The following is a 21,435-nucleotide window of genomic DNA, read 5'->3' as shown; positions in this document are numbered from 1 at the left end:
AATTCTCGCAGAAAAATTATCGATTCATGCTGGCTAAGAACTCTTCGTTGTTCTTGGTTCCGCGCATGCGCTTCAACAACTCGTTCATTGCTTCTTCTGCATTCATATCGTTTAAGAAAACGCGAAGAATATTCATGCGTTGTAACACTTCTTTATCAAGTAATAAATCATCTCGACGTGTAGAAGAGCCCACTAAGTCAATGGCAGGGAAGATACGCTTGTTAGCAAGCTTTCTTTCCAGCTGTAATTCCATGTTACCAGTACCCTTGAATTCTTCAAAGATTACTTCGTCCATTTTACTACCTGTTTCAACCAGGGCAGTAGCCAGGATAGTTAGTGAACCACCGTTTTCAATTTTACGTGCAGCACCAAAGAATTGTTTAGGTTTCAATAAAGCATTTGCTTCCACACCACCGCTCAATACCTTACCACTAGAAGGTGCAACCGTGTTGTGGGCTCTGGCCAAACGAGTAATAGAATCTAATAAGATGACTACATCGTGTCCACACTCTACCAAACGTTTTGCTTTTTGTAAAGCAATTGAAGAAACTTTCACATGCTTTTCTGCTGGCTCATCAAAAGTAGAGGCAATTACTTCTGCATTTACACTACGTTCCATATCGGTAACTTCCTCCGGACGTTCGTCAATTAAAACAACCATCAAATACACTTCCGGATGGTTGGCAGCAATGGCGTTGGCCACTTCTTTGAGCAACATGGTTTTACCCACTTTAGGCTGCGCCACAATTAATCCACGTTGTCCCTTACCAATTGGGGTAAATAGGTCAATGATACGGGTGCTATAGTTAGAAGGTGAAGTAAATAAATTCAACTTCTCAAATGGGAACAATGGTGTTAGATAATCAAAAGGAACGCGATCTCTTACTTCATCCGGACGCTTTCCGTTGATGAAATCTACTTTTAATAAAGCGAAATATTTTTCACCCTCTTTTGGTGGACGAACAGATCCCGTAACAGTATCCCCTGTTTTTAATCCAAATAATTTTATTTGAGAAGGAGAAACATATACGTCATCCGGAGAGGACAAATAATTGTAATCAGAGGAACGAAGGAAGCCGTATCCGTCCGGCATCATTTCTAAAACGCCTTCTCCTGGAATAATTCCTTCGAATTCGATATTGAACGCAGGTTCCTTTTTCGGCTGATGTTGGTGTCTTGGACGTTCTTGTTGCAAAGAAGTCTCAGGCGCCTGTGCTTGATCCCCATTGTTTTCGCTTGCTTCCAAAGTTTGAATAATGGCAGCAGCTATATTAGCGGTTGGATCGGTCTCGTTAGATTCTTCAGATTTACCTTCAGTTTCAGGTTTTTCCAAACGAGGTCTTGGTCCAGCACCTTTTTTAGGAGGCATGGCTTTGCGAATGGGTCTGTTAGGTCCAGCCTCTTCGTTGGCTTTTTTCTCGCCGCGATTGGCGTTCTCTGTAGGAGCAGCAGCTGGAGCCGCTTTGGCAGCTCTGGCAATTGGGGCAGCTGGTGCATCTTCCATCACTTCTGCCTCTTCGGTTGAACCAGTAGAGGTTTTAATGTTAACCGCTTTTTTAGGTCTTCCGGCTTTTTTAGGAGCGGCACCTTCTTTTGCAGTGCTTTCCTGAACGGCCTGCGAGTCAAGGATTTTGTAAATCAATCCTTGTTTGTCTAATTTCTTAGCACCTGTGATTTTTAAATTTTCCGCTACATCCAGAAGTTCTGGTAATAGCATGTCATTTAACTGGAGAATGTCATACATAAATAGAAAAGTTGTTTGGGGGGTATCAATTTCAAACGATAAAAAAAGTTAATCCTGTCTAAGGAAATGAAACTCAGAAAGGCTAAATGGGTTGATTTGGAAAGAGAGTAACTGAAATTTAAGTGCGCAAAAAAATCGACTTATCAGCAGTTTTTCCAATGCAATGTTACAAAATATTGATAAAACCAACGATTTTATCTGATAAAAATGATCAAACTAAGTCTAAAAACCATTGAATCTCCCTTCAAAAGCCTCGTTTGGTTATCTTTGCGGCATGTTTAACACAAGAATCAAGATTAAAACCCTGTTAGCCAGTGGAAAACCCGGCGATCAGGTAACGGTAATGGGTTGGGTGCGCACGTTTCGCAACAATCAGTTTGTGGCATTGAACGATGGCAGTACGAATAATAATTTACAAGTAGTTGTAGAATTAGGGTTATTAAATGAAGAAACGCTAAAGCGGATTACCACTGGCGCTTCTTTAAAAGTAACCGGAGAAGTGGTAGCTTCTGTAGGTAAAGGGCAAACCATTGAAGTAAAAGCGGCAACTTTGGAGATTCTCGGAGACAGTGATGCAGAGAAGTACCCGCTCCAACCGAAAAAACATAGTCTTGAATTTTTAAGAGAGAAAGCACATCTGCGTTTTCGTACCAATACATTCGGTGCGGTATTCCGCATTAGACATTCATTGGCATTTGCAGTACACCAGTTCTTTAATCAAAAAGGATTCGTGTATTTGCATACACCCATCATCACGGCAAGTGATGCAGAGGGGGCTGGTGAAATGTTCCGAGTAACCACATTGCCCATGGATGGATCTGCACCAAAAGATGCAGCCGGTAATATTGATTATAGCGAAGACTTTTTTGGTAAGAGCACCAATTTAACCGTGAGTGGTCAGTTAGAAGGAGAGTTGGGTGCAATGGCATTTTCAGAAATCTATACGTTCGGGCCCACATTCAGAGCAGAGAATTCTAATACAACCCGCCACCTGGCTGAATTCTGGATGATTGAGCCTGAAATGGCTTTCCATGATATTGAAGACAATATGAATCTGGCAGAAGAGTTTATTCAATACCTGATTCGCTATGCCATGGAGCATAACAAAGAAGATTTGGAATTCTTAGACCAGCGTTTGGCAGAAGAAGAAAAACAGAAGCCACAGAACGAGAGAGCGGAAATGGGCTTGTTAGAAAAACTGAATTTTGTTATCAACAATCAATTTGAACGAATCACTTATACAGAAGCCATTCAGATATTGTTGGATAGTCCGGCATACAAAAAGAAAAAATTCAAGTACGAAGTAAGCTGGGGAATAGATATGCAGAGTGAGCACGAACGCTACCTGGTTGAGAAGCATTTTAAAAAGCCCGTGATTGTTACAGGGTATCCAGCCAAAATCAAAGCCTTCTATATGCGTCTGAACGACGGATGTGAACCCGGAAAAGAAACGGTAGCGGCAATGGATATTCTGGCACCAGGTATTGGAGAAATTGTAGGCGGCTCACAGAGAGAAGAGCGATTAGACAAACTAGAAGCCCGCATGAAAGACATGCATATACCTGCGGAAGAAATGAGCTGGTATTTAGATACCCGTCGTTTTGGAACCGTACCACATGCCGGATTTGGATTAGGATTTGAGCGTATGGTGCAGTTTGTAACGGGTATGACCAATATCAGAGACGTGATTCCATTCGCCAGAACACCAAAGAATTGCGAATTCTAAGAAAAAAATGGTGGATAATGCGTGAATAACCGTTCCACTCCTTATATTTGCAACCCCGAAGGGGAAATTTCATAGAATATCAAGCGAGGTAACGAGCGCCAGATATTCTTGATCCCGATGAAATCGGGACTACTCGACTAAAGGTGCGGTAGCTCAGTCGGTAGAGCAAAGGACTGAAAATCCTTGTGTCGCCGGTTCGATCCCGGCCCACACCACCAGTAATAGCCTGATAATCAACTAAAACATTGATTGTCAGGCTTTTTTGTTTGCAATAAAAGGCAATTAAGTGCAGAATAAAGCACTATTGCCGAGCACTTGCGGAGTACAAAAAGTGCTCCTTTTACCCTGTTTTATTTTGCTGTTTTCTGCTTCATATAGCGACTCTGAATTCGATGTAACTATTTGATTTTTACACCTTTAAACAGAAAAATATGAGCACAAACAAAAAAGGCCCCACTGAGATTCACTTTAATTTTATGCTAAAGGCAAGCCGAGCCTACCAAAATGGAGAGTCTCCCATCGTTTTCAGAGTAATTTATCGAGCACAACGCAAAGATGTTTTTACAGGACTTACTTGTCCTCCCGATATGTGGATGAGGGACGAGCGTATGGTCAATCTAAAACATTCTTCAGCAAGTACCATCAACCATCACTTGCACAAAATTTTGTCGAATGCAGAGCACCACTTTAATCGGTTAAAGTTTTTAGGGGAGGAATTTACCCTAGATGATCTCATCGATGAAATGAAAGGGAAAACCGCCCCACCCCAAACACTTCAAGAATACATGGAAATAAAAATGAAGGAATTAAAAGAGCGAATAGGGATAAGTATATCACGTACTACTTGGTACAAGTTTAATAGAACTAAAAATTACTTAAATGATTTTCTTGCACATAAATATTACAGTAAAAGTTTTCCAGTGAGCAAGATTAATATTGATTTCATCAATGGTTTTTACCAGTATATGAGAAGAGAAAAGAAAAACTGTCACAATTCTACTTCTGCACTTTTAGCATGCTTGAAGTCTATCTTATTACCTGCGGTAAAAAATCGGATAATTAAAGAAAATCCATTCGATAGTTATGTCATGAAAAGAGAGCAAGTAACTCGAGATTTTCTGGAAATTGACGAAATAAAATTACTGGAAGAATTAAAAAAACTATCGCCCTCGTTAGAGCTGAAAAGAGATGTATTTCTATTTGCTTGCTTTACTGGACTACCTTACAGTGATCTTAAAAAAATGGGTCGAAAGTATATTAAGCAAGATAATGATGGCTCTTTCTACATTAAACACACTCGAACTAAAAATAATATGCTCAGCATTGTTCCACTACTTCCAAAAGCAGAAGCCATATTAATGAAGTATTCTAAAACAGATGATTTCCGGGATTTTGAATGGAAGATTCCCTGCAACCAAAAATTTAATGATGGACTAAAAAAGCTAGGTGAATTAGCTGGTATTCAAAAACCATTAATAACTCACTTAGGAAGACACACATTTGCTACAACTGTTACACTTAGTAATGGTGTTTCATTAGAATCTGTTTCGAAAATGCTTGGTCATAGTTCGATAAAGCATACTCAGCTATATGCTAAAGTTGTTGCTAGTAAAGTGAAGGGCGAAATGAATCATGTAAAAAAACTTTTTCAGTAAACGTTACCATACTTTTCCGGAAGTATCATGATGTCATCAACATTTTAAAAATTTCAAAAAGAAAAATATCTGAAATTAGACAAAAGCGAGAAATCGAGTTTTATCCGTTTTCCGGTAATGGAAGTAAAGACAAAAGGCTAAGAAATGCAATTGCTGAAAAAGCAAAGGGAAGACGCACGAGTAAAATTTACCGGGAGAAAGAACAAAAATCATGATGCAATATTTAAATGTGAATAAAGCGGAGTTAATGGATAACGCTAAATATAATTTAACACACCTCTTAGATTATCGTCGATTTCCATTGAGCCAAGAAGGATGTTCTTTTTCACAAAAACTATAGTCTTGGCTGAGTTAAATCGAATACAAGCTTTATAAAGAAAATGTCATGTTTTGTTTGGTGATAGCGTATTTGATGTAAATATTCTAAGGCAGCAACGGATTAACTGGACCATCATTTCAGGTACATCACAAATTGACGGATATGACTTTCGAATGGTTAGTTCTTATGGCTACATTGTTTTCGATAACAACCGAATATAAATCATTCAACTCTAAAAATATTCTAATGATATTATTTGAAGATATAGTTTTTGATTTTCTGCCAAAGATTCCTGACCCAAACAATTCCAGTATTGAAATAAAGCCAATTGAACAACCAAGGGTATTTGTTCCATCAATTATATCCACACCGCTTCTTTCACCCGATGAGATACCACCCATAAAGGGAAGCAATCTTTTTAGATGGTTTCTTTTTGGTCTTCTTGTGCTTGGAACAGTTTGTGCAACTATTTATATGGCAAATAAAGATAGTTCTCGAAACGAGGAGAACTAGATCTAAGAAATTATAAATTGAAGATTAGCTATTTCGGATATTAACTTTAATAGGTAATCTTTTGAGTTTTCCAGAAGTGTTGAGATTTAAGTTTTTGAGAAACCTTGTAGACAAGTTGTAACTATTCTTGGAACTCGGTTATTTATGATATAATAATGCTTAGTCTAAAATTAATTATAATGTTACAAGGGAGTTTACCCCTATCTCTTTAATTTGAAATTCAAAGAAAAATCTCTATATTCATACTACCCCCTTATATATATCTATTTAACAATCTTGTTAGTAATTTCTGACCTAAGACTTCTATGTCTGGGACTCAGGAGGCTTTGCTGTTCGGTGCCGAGAGTGGTCTCCTTGCTAGTGATGAGCTATTAACTAATTTTAACTGACAGCATTAATACCCTAACATTGGCTCCAATGTGTGATTCAGAGATTTTTAACTCCTAAAACATTATTCATTTGATTGACTCTAACTTGTTGGTGGGTATCGTTGGATTGATTATAGCAATTTTGAGCCTATATTTTACCTACTACTTTTTTAATAAAGGGATTCGGGAAAAGAAGCCCTTTTACACGATAATGACCCAAGGAATCATTACCAATATTGGAACAGATATTCAAAACCTAAAAGTTCTTTATGAAGACAAGGAGATAAAAAATTTCTCCGAAAGCAGAATTGCATTTTGGAATGGAGGAAAGGAAACCATTTTACATTCTGACGTTCCAAACAATGATAAAATAAAAATAAAACCTGAAGAAGGGTATCAGATTCTTAGCGCTAAGTTGCTTTTTTCGATTAACGAATCCAATAACTATCGAATATATTTTAATGACGGAGAAGTAGAGATAGATTTTGACCACATTGATTACCAAGAGGGATGTTCTATTCAAATTTTCCATACAGGAAAAACAAGTTGGAGTGTGAAAGTTACTGGTTCCATAGTCGGTGCCGGAAAAGTTGAACATGCAAAACATATTCCGTTTCCGAAAAGAAGACGAAAAGCTTTTTGGATTTCGCTATTAATCTTTTTATTATGTTCAATTTCAGGTCTATTAATCGTTGGCATTAAAGACATTAAATCAGTTCAAAAAGCACTTGCAATTTCTGCCGGGATTTCTTTTCTCGCGTATACTTTTTTACCTTTAATAATTACATACAGGTATACTAAAACAAAGAAGACATCATTCATTTTGGGCGTTCAAGATGATGATGAAATTTTAAAAGCACCTGATTTTCCACCAACTGGTTTTATTCGTGAGAGAAATAAAGATGCAGACCCAACTTGGTAATGAGCTAGTGCATTGCCAATTATTGCCAAAATCAGGGCTGAGGCAATACAATTCTGCTGACAAATAAACTGTAAACAACTTATCTTTATTCAGATTAGGAATTCCAGCCCCCTACCTTCGGTAATATCTAATACGTTACCTGCAAGCCTTATGAAGCACTTTTCATTTTGATCTAAATCTTTATTTTAGATGAGTAACAAAGACATTTCGCAAAAACTTAATCACTTAAGAACAATCGCTGTTTTTGGGAAACATCAGTTCATGGACTTAGGCAAGGGAGCATTTGTTAGAATATTTGGGTTTGATGAAGATTCTGTTTCTTTCATTGCAGTTAAAAATGTAAGAGAGTTTGAAAATATTACTACTTATCTCTACAATTCTGACGTCGAAATATCTATTAATTATTCCTTTAAGACTTTCCAAAACAAAATTGCTGATTTATTGAGAAGTTTGAATAAGGAAAAAAGTGATATAAAAAAAACAGACTGGGAAAACTTCAAGAGTAAGTTAAATAGTCAGCCTGTTGAAACGGTTAAGGTATTTGCACCTATTTATGGCATTACCATGAACCAAGAAGCAATATCTTTTGGCGACTTTACAATTTACCACCCTGATCAAATCAAAACGCGTCTTGAAAAAGAATATCCAAAAGTTAAAAACCTAACGGACAAACATGTGAATTTTGATGGTAATTACAAGATAGGAGTAGAGGTAAAAGCGAGAGACATTGTAAAATGTCAAGAGTTGGCTCATAGAGCATTTTCTAGCTTCGAGAATGTTGCTAATTTTGTTATGTCAACTTTTCATAAAACCAAAAGAATTGGAGTACTTGATTACTCACAGTTCAAAAAATTTGAAACCTTCTTACTGAGTATTGAAAAAGTTACCATATCGGGTATTACTTTAGAACATTTTGAAACCGTACATATTGATGACCCAATATTTCAAGACCCTGAAAACGGAAATGCCTACATTTGGAATTGGATCACTACAAATAAAAACGACCTACAACAAAAAATAATGGATTCAATTGAATGGTACGGTAAAGCAGTTATAGAATCCGATGACTCAAAAGCTTTACTTCAATACATTATTTCTATTGAAGCATTATTACAATATGATGAAGGAAAGTTAATAGTGCCCTCAATTGTGAGCCAGCTATGTGATATGATAGCATATTTACTTGGAAAATCATTTGAGGAGAGAGTCTCGTATGCTGAAAACATAAAAGAGCTATACAAAATCAGATCTTCAATAACTCATAGCGGGAAAAGTAAAATATCTAATTTGTCATTACACACAGCACAAATTATTTGTCATATGATTATTAGAAAAATAATAACTACAGAGCCGTATAAAAACTTTCAATCCAAAAAGTCATTATGCGACTACCTTATTAAATTAAAATATGGAGCTACAGAATAGGGGCTCGTCAAATGTATTCTCAGCTTTTTGTTTGCTAATCAGTGTCATTTTTGCCAGACGAATACCGCCTAGTAACAGAATAAACAATAAGCTTTTATGTTTTTAATCTGCAACTTTATCGGGCAGAAGGAATATAGAATACTGCACATCGCCAATGCTTAAACGATAGCCGCAAACTTCTTCTTTGGAAATGAAAAATGAAATATTGATTATTGAAGCAGCTGTAGGTTATATGCTTAAAGTAATAAAATCGGGTAAAATAATTTCAAAGTTTAAAACAGAATTTTCAGCTATACGGCATGGAAACTATTTCGAGTTTATAAGCCTAATAAAAGGTCCTTTACCCTTTATGGTTACATATAGAAATGGGGATGTATATGTTGATGACAAAAACAATCAAGATGATTTTGATTTTGCAGGTCTTCTTAAAGCGGGCGCCTCATTAAAGATATTCTATGAAAACTGCATAGATTTTTATGGTGAAATAATCGACACTGATATTTCCGACTTCACTTATTGTAAGTTGGCTTACTTTGAAATCAGCTTGCGAATGCATTCCAATAATAAAAATTTAGTCGCCAATGGTGCTACTCTTGAGAAAGTCATTGATGCAATTGTATTACACTATAGTTTCTCCAAGAATGAGGGTCAAACTCTACATTCTGGCAGGAAATTTTTAAATATGGTAAAGCATTACAGAAGTCAATTTAAAACATGGGAAGATGGTAAACAAGCATTAAAAAATGCGTTGTCCTTAATGGTTAAAAAGAATCTTACTATAATATAGCTGTATTCGGCTCAGAAATAGCTTTACGCCAGTTGAAATTTCAATAAGGGTCCATCAGCTTTCTTGTTTAAAATGAACTTCAGTAATTTGGAATTAACTAATTGAGTCTATAGTGGCTAGGCCGGCAGTAGTAACAAAGATTATCTAATCAGCTTAATATTTGGGATGTTATTAGCAAACTTAATACAACACCGAATTAAATACTAAAGGAACTAAATGGACACAAGAGTAAGAATACATTTATTACTTGACTACAAAGAATATTATGGAGCTGATAAGACCTTAGAAGACGCAATAGAACTAATTCGGAACATTCCTTCTGTTACATTACTGAATTATCTTTCGGGGTTCGCTGTAAATCTTTACCTATATGATAATGATGAGAATACTGGCAAAATTCAATTTATGCTTGTTAGTAGTTTGTTAGACAAGTGCGGTAAACATATTCAACAGAAATGGGTTTCTGAGGTAAATAAACAATCAGAAAAAGGGTTTACGCCAATGATGTTTTGGAATTACTCTAACTTGTTGTTTTACGGATTAATTTTCAAAGTTTTTAACAATGAGCCATCACGAGATTTGACTGGCGAAGAAGCAAAAGTGGTTTTTGACACTTATCTTATAATTAACGGAATAGCTAACAGTAAAATTCAAATAGAGGAAGAAACAATTAAAAAAGCAGAAAAGGAGAACAAAATAGAAGATGTAACAATGCCAAACCTCATCTACCAAAAAGACTATGTTTCATCATTAGATTTTAGTAATCAAGTAACTAGAGGAATTGCCTTCTTTAAGTATTTAGAAAACGACCCTAAATACAAAGAACTAGTTCTAGAATACTATAAATCAAAAAATGTAAATGGGTATTTGAGATTGTTTAAAAACTTAATGGTTCTTTTTTCAGAAATTAACATTGGAAAAGATTTAGAAAAACGAAACCAATTAGCTAATCTACAAGAATATAGTATAGCTAATGAAATTGATTTAGCATTCATTGAAACACTTTGTATAAATACAGAAATTGAAAGCTATGAAGATGATGAAAGTTTTGGAACGTTGAGAAACAAGTTTCTATTCAAATTAAACCAATTTCAATTTTTCATATTAAACGTAAACTTCTTACTTGACCAATTCTATAAAGCACAAATATTTTCTTTTAACTCTTTTCTAAAAAGTAGAAGTATTAAGTCAGAGTTCCTTTCTGAAAAAGGAAAAAATTTTACTGAAGGAATATATTTACCAACTGTTTTAGATACATGTTTTCCTCATTTTATACGTTTTTATGGTGACGATTGTATAAACTCTAAAAAAGAAGAGTTGTGCGATGTGTATTTGAGAGAAGCCAACAAAATTTGTTTGATAGAATTTAAAGATGTTTTATTAAGCGCTTCCATAAAAAATGGCTCTGACAAAGAAAAATTGTTTGCGGAACTCGAAAAAAAGTTTTTAGCAAATCAATCTAATAAACCCAAAGGTGTAACACAGTTGCTAAACGCTATTAAGGACATTAACGACAACTCAATTTTATTTGACGGCTCTATTCCAAAAAATAATTTGGAAATATATCCTGTCATTGTTTATACAGACTCCACATTTGGCATTGAAGGAGTAAACAAATACTTCAAGGAAAAATTTGTAAAAGAAATTGAGAACCTAAACCTCAAACACGTTATTGTAAAAGATGTAATATTCATAAATTTGAACTATTTTGAAATACACGAAGACTACTTCAATCAAAAGTATTTAGACCTTTACAAAGTGCTTAATGCTTATTTAGAACACATCAAAGACGTTAATTATGCATTGACACCTTTTGAGGTATTTTCTCGTTTTTATATGAATACTTATGTGCCTGAAATTTTAGGTTCGTCATCTTCATTTCAAAAACATGTCAGAAACATTTTTACCGCTAAATAAAATAAAACAAAAGTATATAGGTTAATAAAATCGTAGTTGATAATAAGCGTTTGGCTCACTGAATAAGGAAGTGGTTAATTGAACATTATACCTTTCATCAACATTTGTGTTAAAATGAAAGTTTTGCGCTCTAAAATCCACAACCGCGACAAGCACCCAAACGTTTAGGCTAAGTTCAAACCAAATATCGTTTCATGTCAGGCTGACGGTAAGCTCCCCCAAAAAGAGTACGGTTAATTTGTAGACAAAAAGTTTATAAATTTAAATCGTAAACCATGAGAAAGAGTCAGTTCAGTCACACACAGATTGCCAACATTTTAAAGGAGTTTGAGCAAGGAAAATCAGCCGAGGAGATCCATCGGGAGTATGGAGTTAGTAAAGCCACATTTTATAAATGGCGGGAACGTTATGGTGGTATGGAAGCCAGTGAGCTCAAACGTATTAAAGAGCTAGAGGAAGAAAATGCTCGTTTAAAACGGATGTATGCCAACTTGGCTATGGAGTTAGATACGGCAAAGTATATCATCGAAAAAAAGCTTTAAAGCCTTGCGAAAAACGAAGAATCATTGAGGAACTAAAAGATGAGCGTCCAAAAGACATCGGCAAGGCGTGTCGGGTACTAAGAATAAGCAGAAGCAGTTTGCATTATAAGTCTATTAAAGATGATAGCACCATCATCAAGCATCTAGAGGGATTAGCTATAGACCAACCAATAGAGGGCTTTTGGAAGTATTATCATCGTTTAAGAAACCAAGGTGTAGTTGTGAATCACAAGCGACTACATCGTATTTACAAGGATTTAAAACTTCCCTTAAGGCGCAAGGTTAAGAAAAGATTACCCCCACGGGAAAAACAAACACTTGAAGTACCAGAACACTTTACACAAACCTGGAGCATAGATTTTATGACCGACGTGCTTAGTAATGGAACCAAATTCAGATCGTTTAATGTAATAGATGATTTTAACCGTGAAGTGCTATTCATCGAGATTGATTATTCTTTAAAAAGCAGCAGAGTTATATGGGTGCTTCGCCATTTAATAAACCGCTTTGGTAAACCACAAAAGATCAGAATGGATAATGGACCAGAGTTTATATCTAGGCTAACCCAATCGTGGAGTAAGGCCAATGAAATTGAGTTCCACTATATTCAACCAGGTAAGCCATCACAGAACGCCTACGTTGAAAGATTCAATAGAAGCTTCCGTGGCCATGTATTGGATGCCTATTCATTTGATAACCTAAACCAAGTAAGAGAAATTTCGGATGCATGGATAGATGATTACAATAACCATCGACCACATGATGCACTTGGAGGTTTACCACCAAGGGTATACCGAGAAAAACAAAACCAGTCTAATGGGCTTCTTTTCGCTTCGGCTTCGCCTACGCTACAATCAGCCCATTAGCAATAAAAGAAAAAATTATACTTTTAACAAGTACTCAAAATGGGGAGCCTTCATGACCACCTATAGTGACAGACAAAAAAATGGAGCCTAAAACACACTTGCGTATAAGGATAATAAAGATGTACTGAAAACAATAAAATAAAAAACAAGCACAAACCGCAAATAATACATACCCTTTTTAAAGCAAAAGAGGGGATTTTACCCAGACCGATAATACAGCAAAAGGGAGTCTATTCTACTATATATTACTTTGGCTTCGCTAATAATATAAACAGTTCATATTTATAAAATGCAAAAGTTTATACTTTTTATGCTTTCTCAAAATAGAAAGCAATAAAGCTTGTTCTCAGTATCGGCAAACTTTTATATTTTCTGCCAAAGTTTTGTTTGTTTGAAAACTAGTTGCTACATTTAATATAGCAGTCATGAATAATCAAAAACTAGCTACATACTTAAAGGAAAGGTGGCCAAATCAAAATAGGATTTCAACAAAAGATATCATGTTGGAACTACGCAAGCAATTTCGTTCGGCTACCGACAGTACCTTGTCTTGGAAGCTAAGCCAGTTAAAAAAAGATAGTTTAATTTATCAAGTTGGAAGAGGTCAATACTCCTTCCAATTTAAGCCAATATTTAAACCTGAGCTTTCTCAAAAGTCTAAAAGAGCAGTTATCCGTATTAAGGAATTTTGTACCAATCTACCAACGATTTGGGATACATCAATGTTGGATGTATTGAGCCTCAGTAGTTCTTCTGTTAACTGGCTGTTCATAGAAGTAGATCGTCCTGAGTTGGATGAAATATTTGCCAATGCTCAACAATTCAGTAAGAAGATTTTTGCCAACCCCGACAAAGAAACCATTGCACGATACATCTTACCTGTGCAGGATGCAATTATTCTAATACCACAAGTTTCTGAAACGCCGCGGCTTAGCCAAAGTGATTATTCAATCCTGACATTAGAAAGTTTGCTGGTAAATGTTTTCTTGTATTATGACAAATACTTCAAGCCACTTGGCTACGACATTGATGCCATTTTCAGCAACGCACTAAAGCAATACAACGTTAATACTTCCAAACTGCTCCGCTTTGCCGGCCGTCGCGACAAGCGGAATGAAATTGAACAACTGCTAAAAAAGCATAGTATATGAGTACAGCGGCATTAGAGATTGAACAATCGGAAGACATTTTATTGGAAGACAAACAGCTGCTTTGTCTACTCACCAATGTAATCAAAACAGCCAAGCCACAGGAAGAAAACCTGCAGTCGGTGATTCGCATGCTCAATGAAGAGTATGGCTTTGACTTGACAGATATGGAGCGTGACTTCAAAATTGAGTACACAGACCCAGATACCAACAAAACCAAAAAGCAGAAGGTAGACCTGGTAGTATTTACTAAGGGGGCAGAACACTATCAGGAGAATATCATCCGTGCCTGTATTGTGCTTGATGACAAAACCAAAGAGAACGATAAGAAGAAAGGAATTGTAGCAACTTTGGAAAATACAATGGGCGCATTGGACAACTGTGAATTTGGCATTTGGACCAACGGCTCCATGAATCACTTTTTGCACCGCGAATCGGATGCAGTAGGTTTTGATTATGTCTTTACGGATATATCTGATTTTCCGGGCGATGGTGAAACACTGGAAGACCTCGACCGTGCCGACCGTTCTAACAGTCGTCGGCCCGCAAATGATTCCATGATCAAAGTGTTCAAACGTTGCCACGATTATATCTATGGAAATGAAGGCAGAAAGAAAGATGCATTCTGGCAATTACTGAATCTCATATTCTGTAAACTCTACGATGAGAAACGCCGGTTTATTTGTGCTGAAAAAGGTGAAAGCTACCGCCGTAAGTTTTGGGTAGGTATCAAAGAACAGAATACCGATGAAGGCCGTAAAGAAGTGGCCAAACGCATTAAAGGCCTCTTTGAAGAACTGAAAACAGACGAAATATTCTCCGAAGTATTTGAAGGAAACGAATCAATTGGCCTTACTGACAAAGGCCTTGCCTACATAGCGGGTGAATTATCTCGGTATTCTTTCCTCGATGCTTCTGTAGATGTAAAAGGCCTTGCTTATGAAACCATTGTGAGCAATACGCTTAAGCAGGAAGCTGGACAGTTCTTTACCCCCCGCAACATCATAAGGGCAATGGTAGAAATGATGGATCCGGAAGAACACCACCGGGTGCTGGATCCCGCATGTGGTTCGGGCGGTTTTTTAGTGATGGTGCTTGATCATGTTCGCAAGAAAATAACAAAACAGCTTTTCCCGAATTTGGATGGGGCCCTGTTGGCTGAAAAGTTCAATTCTTTTGAGGTAAATGAACGGGTAAAGCAATATGCCGAACATTCCATTTTTGGATTCGACTTCGACCCAGACCTAAAGAAAGCTGCCCGCATGAACATGGTGATGGCGGGTGATGGCCATGCCAACATCTTTCATGTGAATTCTTTGGCCTATCCTAATTGGGAACATCCGGAAGAGATAGCAAAGATCAAAGAAGCCCTAGAAAAAAGTATAAACTTCCTTGATGATTATAATAGTGGCTTAATGGATGATGCCCGTGGAAAATTCGACCTCATATTTACAAACCCACCATTTGGGGCAAAAGTGAAAGTGGAACCGGAAATTGCGAACCGGTATCAGCTATCACAATACAGCACCGCACCAGAAATATTGTTTATTGAGGCCTGCTACGACCTTTTAAAAGATGGCGGTCGCCTAGCTATTGTTTTACCTGATGGTATTTTGGGGAACCCCAATACACTGCCTGTACGCGAGTGGATTCTGGAACGATTTAAAATACTTGCTTCGGTTGATCTTGCTGTTGAAGCATTCCTCCCTCAGGTAGGCGTCCAGGCTTCTCTACTTTTCTTACAGAAAAAATCTGAATTGGAAAAGCAATTGGCTGCTGATGGAGAGGAAGATTATGATGTATTCATGGCTATTGCTGAGAAACTAGGAAAAGACAGAAGGGGCAACCCTATTTACCAGCGGGATGAGGATGGTGCAGAAATACTTTTTGACACAGAAACGCAATACCTAGTTCAAAAAAGACATGCAGAGGCTGAAGTGAAAACAAGGCGTGAGAAATTAAAGCAACTGGATGACGATTTGCCGAAGATTACTTATGCCTATTATCAATTCCTAAATAGAAGTATATGATTGCCCAAGGAATAAGATTTAAATACATACAAAAGGATATTCGATTAAACGGAGGTTACTATCTTAATGAGGACGCCCTGAATAGCTTGCTGCTAGAGGAAAACAGAGATAAGTGTGTTCAATTGAATACTATTGCAAATGTCTGGAATCCCCCAATTTTCAAAAGACAGTTTTGTCAAAAAACAGAAAACGCACTTCCTTATTGCCAGAGTAGCGATGTTTCTAATATCTTAGAAGGCAGTAATGTTTATGTCAATAAACGACAAGCAATCAGTGTCGGTTCGGTTGTTGCAGAAAATCAAATACTAGTAACAGGATTTGGAACTATTGGAAATACAAGATTGGTAAATGAGCTAAGTGCCGGAATTAGTTATGCAAACAATGTATGCAGGATACAAGCAAATGCTGGTTTTCCATATGGCTATTTGTATGCATTTTTGTCTTCTAAATACGGCAAGTCACAATTAAACAAGAATGCTTCAGGCTCTGTGGTGCGTTACATTGAAGCACCAGAAATTAAAAAAACCCTAATTCCAATACTTCAGGAATCCAAACAGCAACAAATACACGATCTCATTGTGGAAGTCTCTAAATTAAGAGTAGATGCAAATAAATTATTGAAAGAAGCAATAGTATTACTTAATAAGAAACTTCCGTATTATGAACAGTCAAAGAAAACTATGACAGGCAAGTCATCCATCAAAGAGATTTTTCACAATTATCAACAACGTATAGATTCTCCAACGTTTGTTAATCCTGCTGTAATTCAACAAAAGAAACTTCAATTGAGTGGAATACCATTTCAAACAATTAGGGAATGTGGTTTTCAAGTAACTCGGCCAGGGATTTTTAAAAGAATAAAGGTTTTAAGTACTTCGGGTCTGCCATATATAAAAGGAAGTGAGCTGAACAAATTAAATCCGTTTGGCTCATGTGAGTATCTCTCCAAAAATAAAACTCCCTTTTTGGATGAATTACAATTAAAGGAAGATCAAATATTGTTCACTTGTGCAGGTACTATTGGTGATCTTAAGTTGATTAGCAAAGAATTTGAAGAAATGAAAGCAATTGGATCGCAGGATATCATCCGAATTGAAGAGAAATCAAGCAATTTGCCGATCTATTACTTGTTCGCATATCTGCAAACACCAATAATGCAAGATTATATTCAATCATTAAAGTATGGCTCTGTAATTGAAAGGGTTGAACCTTTTCATGTCGATTTGATTCCAGTACTCATTCCAGATACGGATTTGAAAGAGTCAATATGTGAAAGGGTTATCCTTTATAAAAGCAAAAATTACGAGGCATTTAAATTAGAACAGAAGGCAATTTCATTGGTCGAAAAGCATATTGAAACATGGCAAGAATAATTACACCTCCTTTTTTCGACTCGGTTGTAAATGCTGGCGAGAAGCGGTTACTTGATTTTCTGGAAGTGAACCTTCCGGATGATTATTTCTTGCTACCCAACTTGGAGATTGCTTCCACCAATCCAAGAAATAGCAAGACACAATATTGGGAGTACGATTTGGTGATAGTGGCGCCACATGCCTTATACAATATTGAGAACAAAGATTGGCGTGGTCGTATTGAAGGGGGCGATACCTATTGGTATGTGAACGACAAACAGAAGCAAAATCCACTCAAGCTGGGTCGTATTAAAACTGCCATTCTCGCTTCCAAGATAAAAGAGTATAATCCTGCATGGTCTAAAGCGTGGATTCAAAATCTCCTTACGCTTTCCTATCCCAATAGCTATGCACCTGACATTTTCGATGAAGCCGCAAAGCTTTCTTTTGAGTTGAAACAAGCGCTCATTGATTATATCACAGATCCACTTTCGGTAGGGCAGACGGAAAATTCTATAAAGAGTATTCAGCAACAGTTGGTTCAGTTTATCATTGGCAGCCATTCTAAGAAAAAACCAGAGGAAAAGAGGGAAGTAGAAGGCTATGAAATATTGGATATCTTGCAGCAGGAGCAAAACTTTACTGAATATTTAGTCAAACCCAAGGGCGTTACCTCAACCATTCGAAAAAGGGTAAAAGAATATGCCCTGCAAGTAAGTGGTCTGTCCCTGCCAGAACTTCAGAAACGTCAAGACATAATTACAAACCAATATAAGGCCTTGAATAAGATAAAGGCAAAACCGTTCATTTTGAATGTTGAGTTTAAGATCGACGAAGAAAATCATGTCTTTTACGAAATATCTGACTTTCTGGATGAAAACTCCTTAAGAGCAGAAGCCCGAAGCCGTACCTTCACATTCAATGAAAAAATTGGCTTTGTCAAAAACATCATTGCCGCATTACGAGAAGCACACAAGGAAAACATCTTTCACCGAGATATCAACCCTGATAACATTTATGTAAGTGGCGGCTATTCATTTCTTGGCAATTTTGGTAAGGCATACTTTACCGATCATAACCAGCAAGGGTATACGGTAATGGCCACTTTAAATGAAACCAATGCCACAGCGTATCATCCGCTGGAGCTTACTGTTGGGGATGCTTCCCGGTCATCTGACATTTATTCTCTTGGCATTCTCATCTATTGGTTGTTCACCGGGCAGGAACCAGTCCGTTCACCATTTGCTTTAGATAAGATGGGCGGCAAACTAACGCCCGACTTGCTCCCTTCAGCCATCAATGGCAATCTTCCTAAATGGCTAGATGACCTTTGCAATAAAACAATAGTAGTCGAGCGGGAGGACAGATGGGATAAAGTTGATGAACTGGAAGCATTCCTCAATCAAAAACTGAAAGATAACGACTCACAACCGATAGGCCAAAGAGCTAAACAACCGTCCAATTCTTCTTCAACAATTTCTGAAGAAATAAAAGAAGGTGATCGGGTTGGTGATTATACCATTTATCAACGCCTTGGTAAGGGTGGTTATTCAGAGGTTTTCAAAGTGAGGCATACCCTGCAGGGCAAAGACTATGCTTTGAAGTTATTTCATGAAAGCGTTAATCGTGCAAGTGTTACTGATGAATATAATGCTTTGCGTGATCTCAACCACCCAAATATTGTAAAGTTCATCTGGAACGGAACAGTTCCCAGTGGACAATTCTATACGGTTACGGAATACCTCGAGGGTGAAAACCTAAGTGTTTATACCCGCACAGATGCTAGGCTGCCCATTGTCAGGGTATATGATGTGGCGCATGATATCCTTTCCGCCCTTCGGGAGATGCAACATCAGGAAAGCCCAATCTTGCACCGGGATATAAAACCACAGAACATCATGTGGGATAAACAGGAAAAGTTTGTACTCATTGATTTCAATGTAGCCTCACTGGTAGCAGATAACAAAGACTTCGTAGGTACCAACCCCTACCTGGCCCCAGACCTGATTGAAGATTCCAAAGTGCATTGGGATAAATCCGCTGATTTGTTTGCACTCGGCATTACACTTTATGAACTCATAGCCAAACAGTATCCTTGGGCGCCAGATCGCTTTCCCAGAGTCAGCAAGGACCCTGAGCCACTTAGTAAATGGGTAAATACAGTATCGCCGGCATTTGAAGCCTTCATTCAAAAGACCATTTCTACAAATCCAAATATCAGGTTTAAGGATGCTGCTGAAATGTTGAATGCGCTAGAAGCCATTGGTAAGGATGGTATTTTACGACCAATTACCAATGTACCTATAGCAAGGTCAGCTGTTCGTAATTTAGATTTTGATATAGTTGAGTACCTCAACTCTTTATACAGCCAATCAAAGCATGGTAATGCTGGTACACGAGCCAGTCACGAAACCAAAGAACTTGACCGGCTTACCTACACACAAACCAAACTTGATACCAACCTTATCCCTGCTATCTTGGATGGACAGTACAAATTGGTGATCATTACAGGAAATGCAGGTGATGGGAAAACAGCTTTTATAAAACGAATTGAAGAAGACAACTCTATAAAAAACCTCTCCCGTTTTGCTCATAAAAATGGAGCTCGATTCGAAATAAACGGTGTTTTATTTGAAAGCAATTACGATGGATCACAAGATGAAAATGACAAATTCAATAATGATGTACTAGAAGACTTTTTTACGCCATTTGTTGGCTTAACCAACTACAATAAGGCTAATGAAGGCAGGCTCATTGCCATTAACGAAGGGCGACTCATCGAGTTCCTAAACACATCTGTCCATTTTAAAAATATGGCCAATGCTATCGAAGAGTATTTCTATCAGGAAGGTCACTCTCTTTTGCCAGAGGGTTTATTGATTATCAACTTGAATCTTCGTTCTGTAGTGGCAGGAGAAGCAGATAATCCTAGTCTTTTCAGAAAACAGGTAAAAGCACTTACAGAAAAGTCATTGTGGCAAAAATGCCAACAGTGTCCCATTAAATCGCAATGCTTCATCCGCTACAATGTTGAGTCGCTTAATGACTCTGCTTCAGGGGATGAAGTAACCGCAAGAATGGAGTGGCTGCTACGAGCAGTAAGTCTCAAGCGGGAACTGCACATCACCATGCGTGATTTGAGGTCTTTTATAGCTTTCATGCTAACACGTGATTACAGCTGTAAAGACGTTGATGCACTGATGCAAAATGGAGATCCAATAGCGATTTGGAGCCATTACTACTTCAATATTTCTGATCCGGCTGCCGTAGATGGAGGAAATCAAGACAGATTAATAAAGCTCTTGAGAGAAACGGACATCGGCAGTGTAGCGATCCCGCACCTTGACAGAGAATTGTTTTTTGGTAAACACAAATCAAAAGACTATTTGGAGTTTGCAGAAAGAGACTTGAATTTACTCGACCAATTTAACCAAAACAAAAGCCTAAGTCCGGCTCACGAGCAAACGTCAGAATCTGTTTCAAGACTACAGCGAATTCATAAAGCTTTCATACGACATCAATACTACGAAGGAAGAGCAGAACTAATAGACACAGAATTAGGAAATGTCCAAATGCCTTCCTTCTTAAGACGTATTCCATATCAATCGCTTTTCACCTTTGTTGATCTGTTGAAAACAGGAGATGAAGACGATCTAACCAAACGGTCTATTTCTCGTGCTATTTCACTCAATGAAGGCTGCGACAACATTGCTATCGATAGTAAGTATCTAACCCTAGGTTCAACGGAGATCAAAGACCCCATCAGTAAATCATTCCGCCTTTTTGCTTTAGATCAATTTGAGCTATATGTAACTAAAACCGACCACCTAACTAAGTATTTGGAGTACTTCCCTGATAGCCTGGTCTTCAGACATACAGCGCAAAAGCACATCAAGCTAACTATATCATTGGACCTATATGAAATGTTGTATTTCATACAAAAGGGTTTCAGCCCATCTTTAAATGATATCCGCGGCAAATTCATTGAACTGATCATTTTCAAAAATCTTTTAGAGAATTTGAGCTACAAAGAGGTGGTTGTTACCAGAGACAATATTCAGTACTTCAAGATTTCAGTTCAACCCAATAACAAACTTCACCTTGAACCAATGAACCTATAA

General features: G+C 37.3%; 12 protein-coding genes, 1 tRNA gene and 1 pseudogene. 13 read left to right on the top strand and 1 reads right to left on the bottom strand.

Annotation, left to right across the window (positions count from 1 at the left end; translation table 11 throughout):
• Positions 1–16: 16 nt before the first annotated feature.
• Positions 17–1,717 carry a transcription termination factor Rho gene (rho, locus tag F777_RS0102650; protein ID WP_235785966.1) on the bottom strand — a complete coding sequence of 567 codons (1,701 nt, stop codon included), beginning with the start codon at positions 1,715–1,717 and terminating at the stop codon, positions 17–19.
• 301 nt (positions 1,718–2,018) lie between these two features.
• On the opposite strand from rho, the gene asnS reads away from it, so the two are divergent.
• The 13 genes and pseudogenes from asnS to F777_RS0102580 all read left to right on the top strand — a co-directional run bounded on the left by asnS (position 2,019) and on the right by F777_RS0102580 (position 21,435).
• Positions 2,019–3,470 (top strand): asparagine--tRNA ligase, encoded by a 1,452-nt coding sequence (asnS, locus tag F777_RS0102645; protein WP_026750686.1) that lies wholly within the window; start codon positions 2,019–2,021, stop codon positions 3,468–3,470.
• 142 nt (positions 3,471–3,612) lie between these two features.
• Positions 3,613–3,688 (top strand) — tRNA-Phe (locus F777_RS0102640).
• A 213-nt stretch (positions 3,689–3,901) separates the two neighbouring features.
• Positions 3,902–5,125 carry a site-specific integrase gene (locus F777_RS15475; protein ID WP_051408382.1) on the top strand — a complete coding sequence of 408 codons (1,224 nt, stop codon included), beginning with the start codon at positions 3,902–3,904 and terminating at the stop codon, positions 5,123–5,125.
• A gap of 481 nt (positions 5,126–5,606) precedes the next feature.
• On the top strand, positions 5,607–5,957 hold the full coding sequence (locus tag F777_RS0102630) for a hypothetical protein (protein WP_026750685.1): 351 nt from the start codon (positions 5,607–5,609) through the stop codon (positions 5,955–5,957).
• 459 nt (positions 5,958–6,416) lie between these two features.
• Positions 6,417–7,247 carry a hypothetical protein gene (locus F777_RS0102625; RefSeq protein ID WP_152530840.1) on the top strand — a complete coding sequence of 277 codons (831 nt, stop codon included), beginning with the start codon at positions 6,417–6,419 and terminating at the stop codon, positions 7,245–7,247.
• A gap of 189 nt (positions 7,248–7,436) precedes the next feature.
• Complete coding sequence (locus F777_RS0102620; protein ID WP_026750683.1) at positions 7,437–8,672, top strand: HEPN domain-containing protein; 1,236 nt, start codon at positions 7,437–7,439, stop codon at positions 8,670–8,672.
• Between the two features lie 184 nt (positions 8,673–8,856).
• Positions 8,857–9,459, top strand: a complete 603-nt coding sequence (locus tag F777_RS0102615) for a hypothetical protein (RefSeq protein WP_152530839.1) — start codon at positions 8,857–8,859, stop codon at positions 9,457–9,459.
• Between the two features lie 216 nt (positions 9,460–9,675).
• Positions 9,676–11,376, top strand: a complete 1,701-nt coding sequence (locus tag F777_RS0102610; protein ID WP_026750681.1) for a hypothetical protein — start codon at positions 9,676–9,678, stop codon at positions 11,374–11,376.
• Positions 11,377–11,651: 275 nt separating this feature from the next.
• Positions 11,652–12,712, top strand: a pseudogene (locus F777_RS15470) (IS3 family transposase); the annotation flags it as partial.
• A gap of 497 nt (positions 12,713–13,209) precedes the next feature.
• A complete protein-coding gene (locus F777_RS0102595; RefSeq protein ID WP_026750679.1) occupies positions 13,210–13,935 on the top strand; it encodes a DUF6577 family protein in 726 nt (241 codons plus the stop codon).
• Complete coding sequence (locus tag F777_RS0102590; protein ID WP_037369059.1) at positions 13,932–15,962, top strand: methylation-associated defense system DNA methyltransferase MAD2; 2,031 nt, start codon at positions 13,932–13,934, stop codon at positions 15,960–15,962. The genes F777_RS0102595 and F777_RS0102590 overlap by 4 nt, the downstream gene beginning before the upstream one ends.
• The gene (locus F777_RS0102585) at positions 15,959–17,335 is read left to right on the top strand and encodes a restriction endonuclease subunit S (RefSeq protein ID WP_026750677.1); all 1,377 of its coding nucleotides are present in this window, start codon (positions 15,959–15,961) and stop codon (positions 17,333–17,335) included. Before F777_RS0102590 ends, F777_RS0102585 begins: the two co-directional genes overlap by 4 nt.
• The gene (locus F777_RS0102580) at positions 17,323–21,435 is read left to right on the top strand and encodes a methylation-associated defense system protein kinase MAD6 (protein WP_026750676.1); all 4,113 of its coding nucleotides are present in this window, start codon (positions 17,323–17,325) and stop codon (positions 21,433–21,435) included. Before F777_RS0102585 ends, F777_RS0102580 begins: the two co-directional genes overlap by 13 nt.

It is taken from the genome of Sediminibacterium sp. C3 (assembly GCF_000508085.1).
GTDB lineage: Bacteria > Bacteroidota > Bacteroidia > Chitinophagales > Chitinophagaceae > Sediminibacterium.
This window is presented reverse-complemented; position numbering and strand designations above follow the sequence as displayed.

Coding starts and splice junctions, on each gene's coding strand:
- rho (WP_235785966.1), bottom strand. CDS start 1,717: ATGCTATTACCAGAACTTCTGGATGTAGCGGAAAATTTAAAAATCACA.
- asnS (WP_026750686.1), top strand. CDS start 2,019: ATGTTTAACACAAGAATCAAGATTAAAACCCTGTTAGCCAGTGGAAAA.
- F777_RS15475 (WP_051408382.1), top strand. CDS start 3,902: ATGAGCACAAACAAAAAAGGCCCCACTGAGATTCACTTTAATTTTATG.
- F777_RS0102630 (WP_026750685.1), top strand. CDS start 5,607: ATGACTTTCGAATGGTTAGTTCTTATGGCTACATTGTTTTCGATAACA.
- F777_RS0102620 (WP_026750683.1), top strand. CDS start 7,437: ATGAGTAACAAAGACATTTCGCAAAAACTTAATCACTTAAGAACAATC.
- F777_RS0102610 (WP_026750681.1), top strand. CDS start 9,676: ATGGACACAAGAGTAAGAATACATTTATTACTTGACTACAAAGAATAT.
- F777_RS0102595 (WP_026750679.1), top strand. CDS start 13,210: ATGAATAATCAAAAACTAGCTACATACTTAAAGGAAAGGTGGCCAAAT.
- F777_RS0102590 (WP_037369059.1), top strand. CDS start 13,932: ATGAGTACAGCGGCATTAGAGATTGAACAATCGGAAGACATTTTATTG.
- F777_RS0102585 (WP_026750677.1), top strand. CDS start 15,959: ATGATTGCCCAAGGAATAAGATTTAAATACATACAAAAGGATATTCGA.
- F777_RS0102580 (WP_026750676.1), top strand. CDS start 17,323: ATGGCAAGAATAATTACACCTCCTTTTTTCGACTCGGTTGTAAATGCT.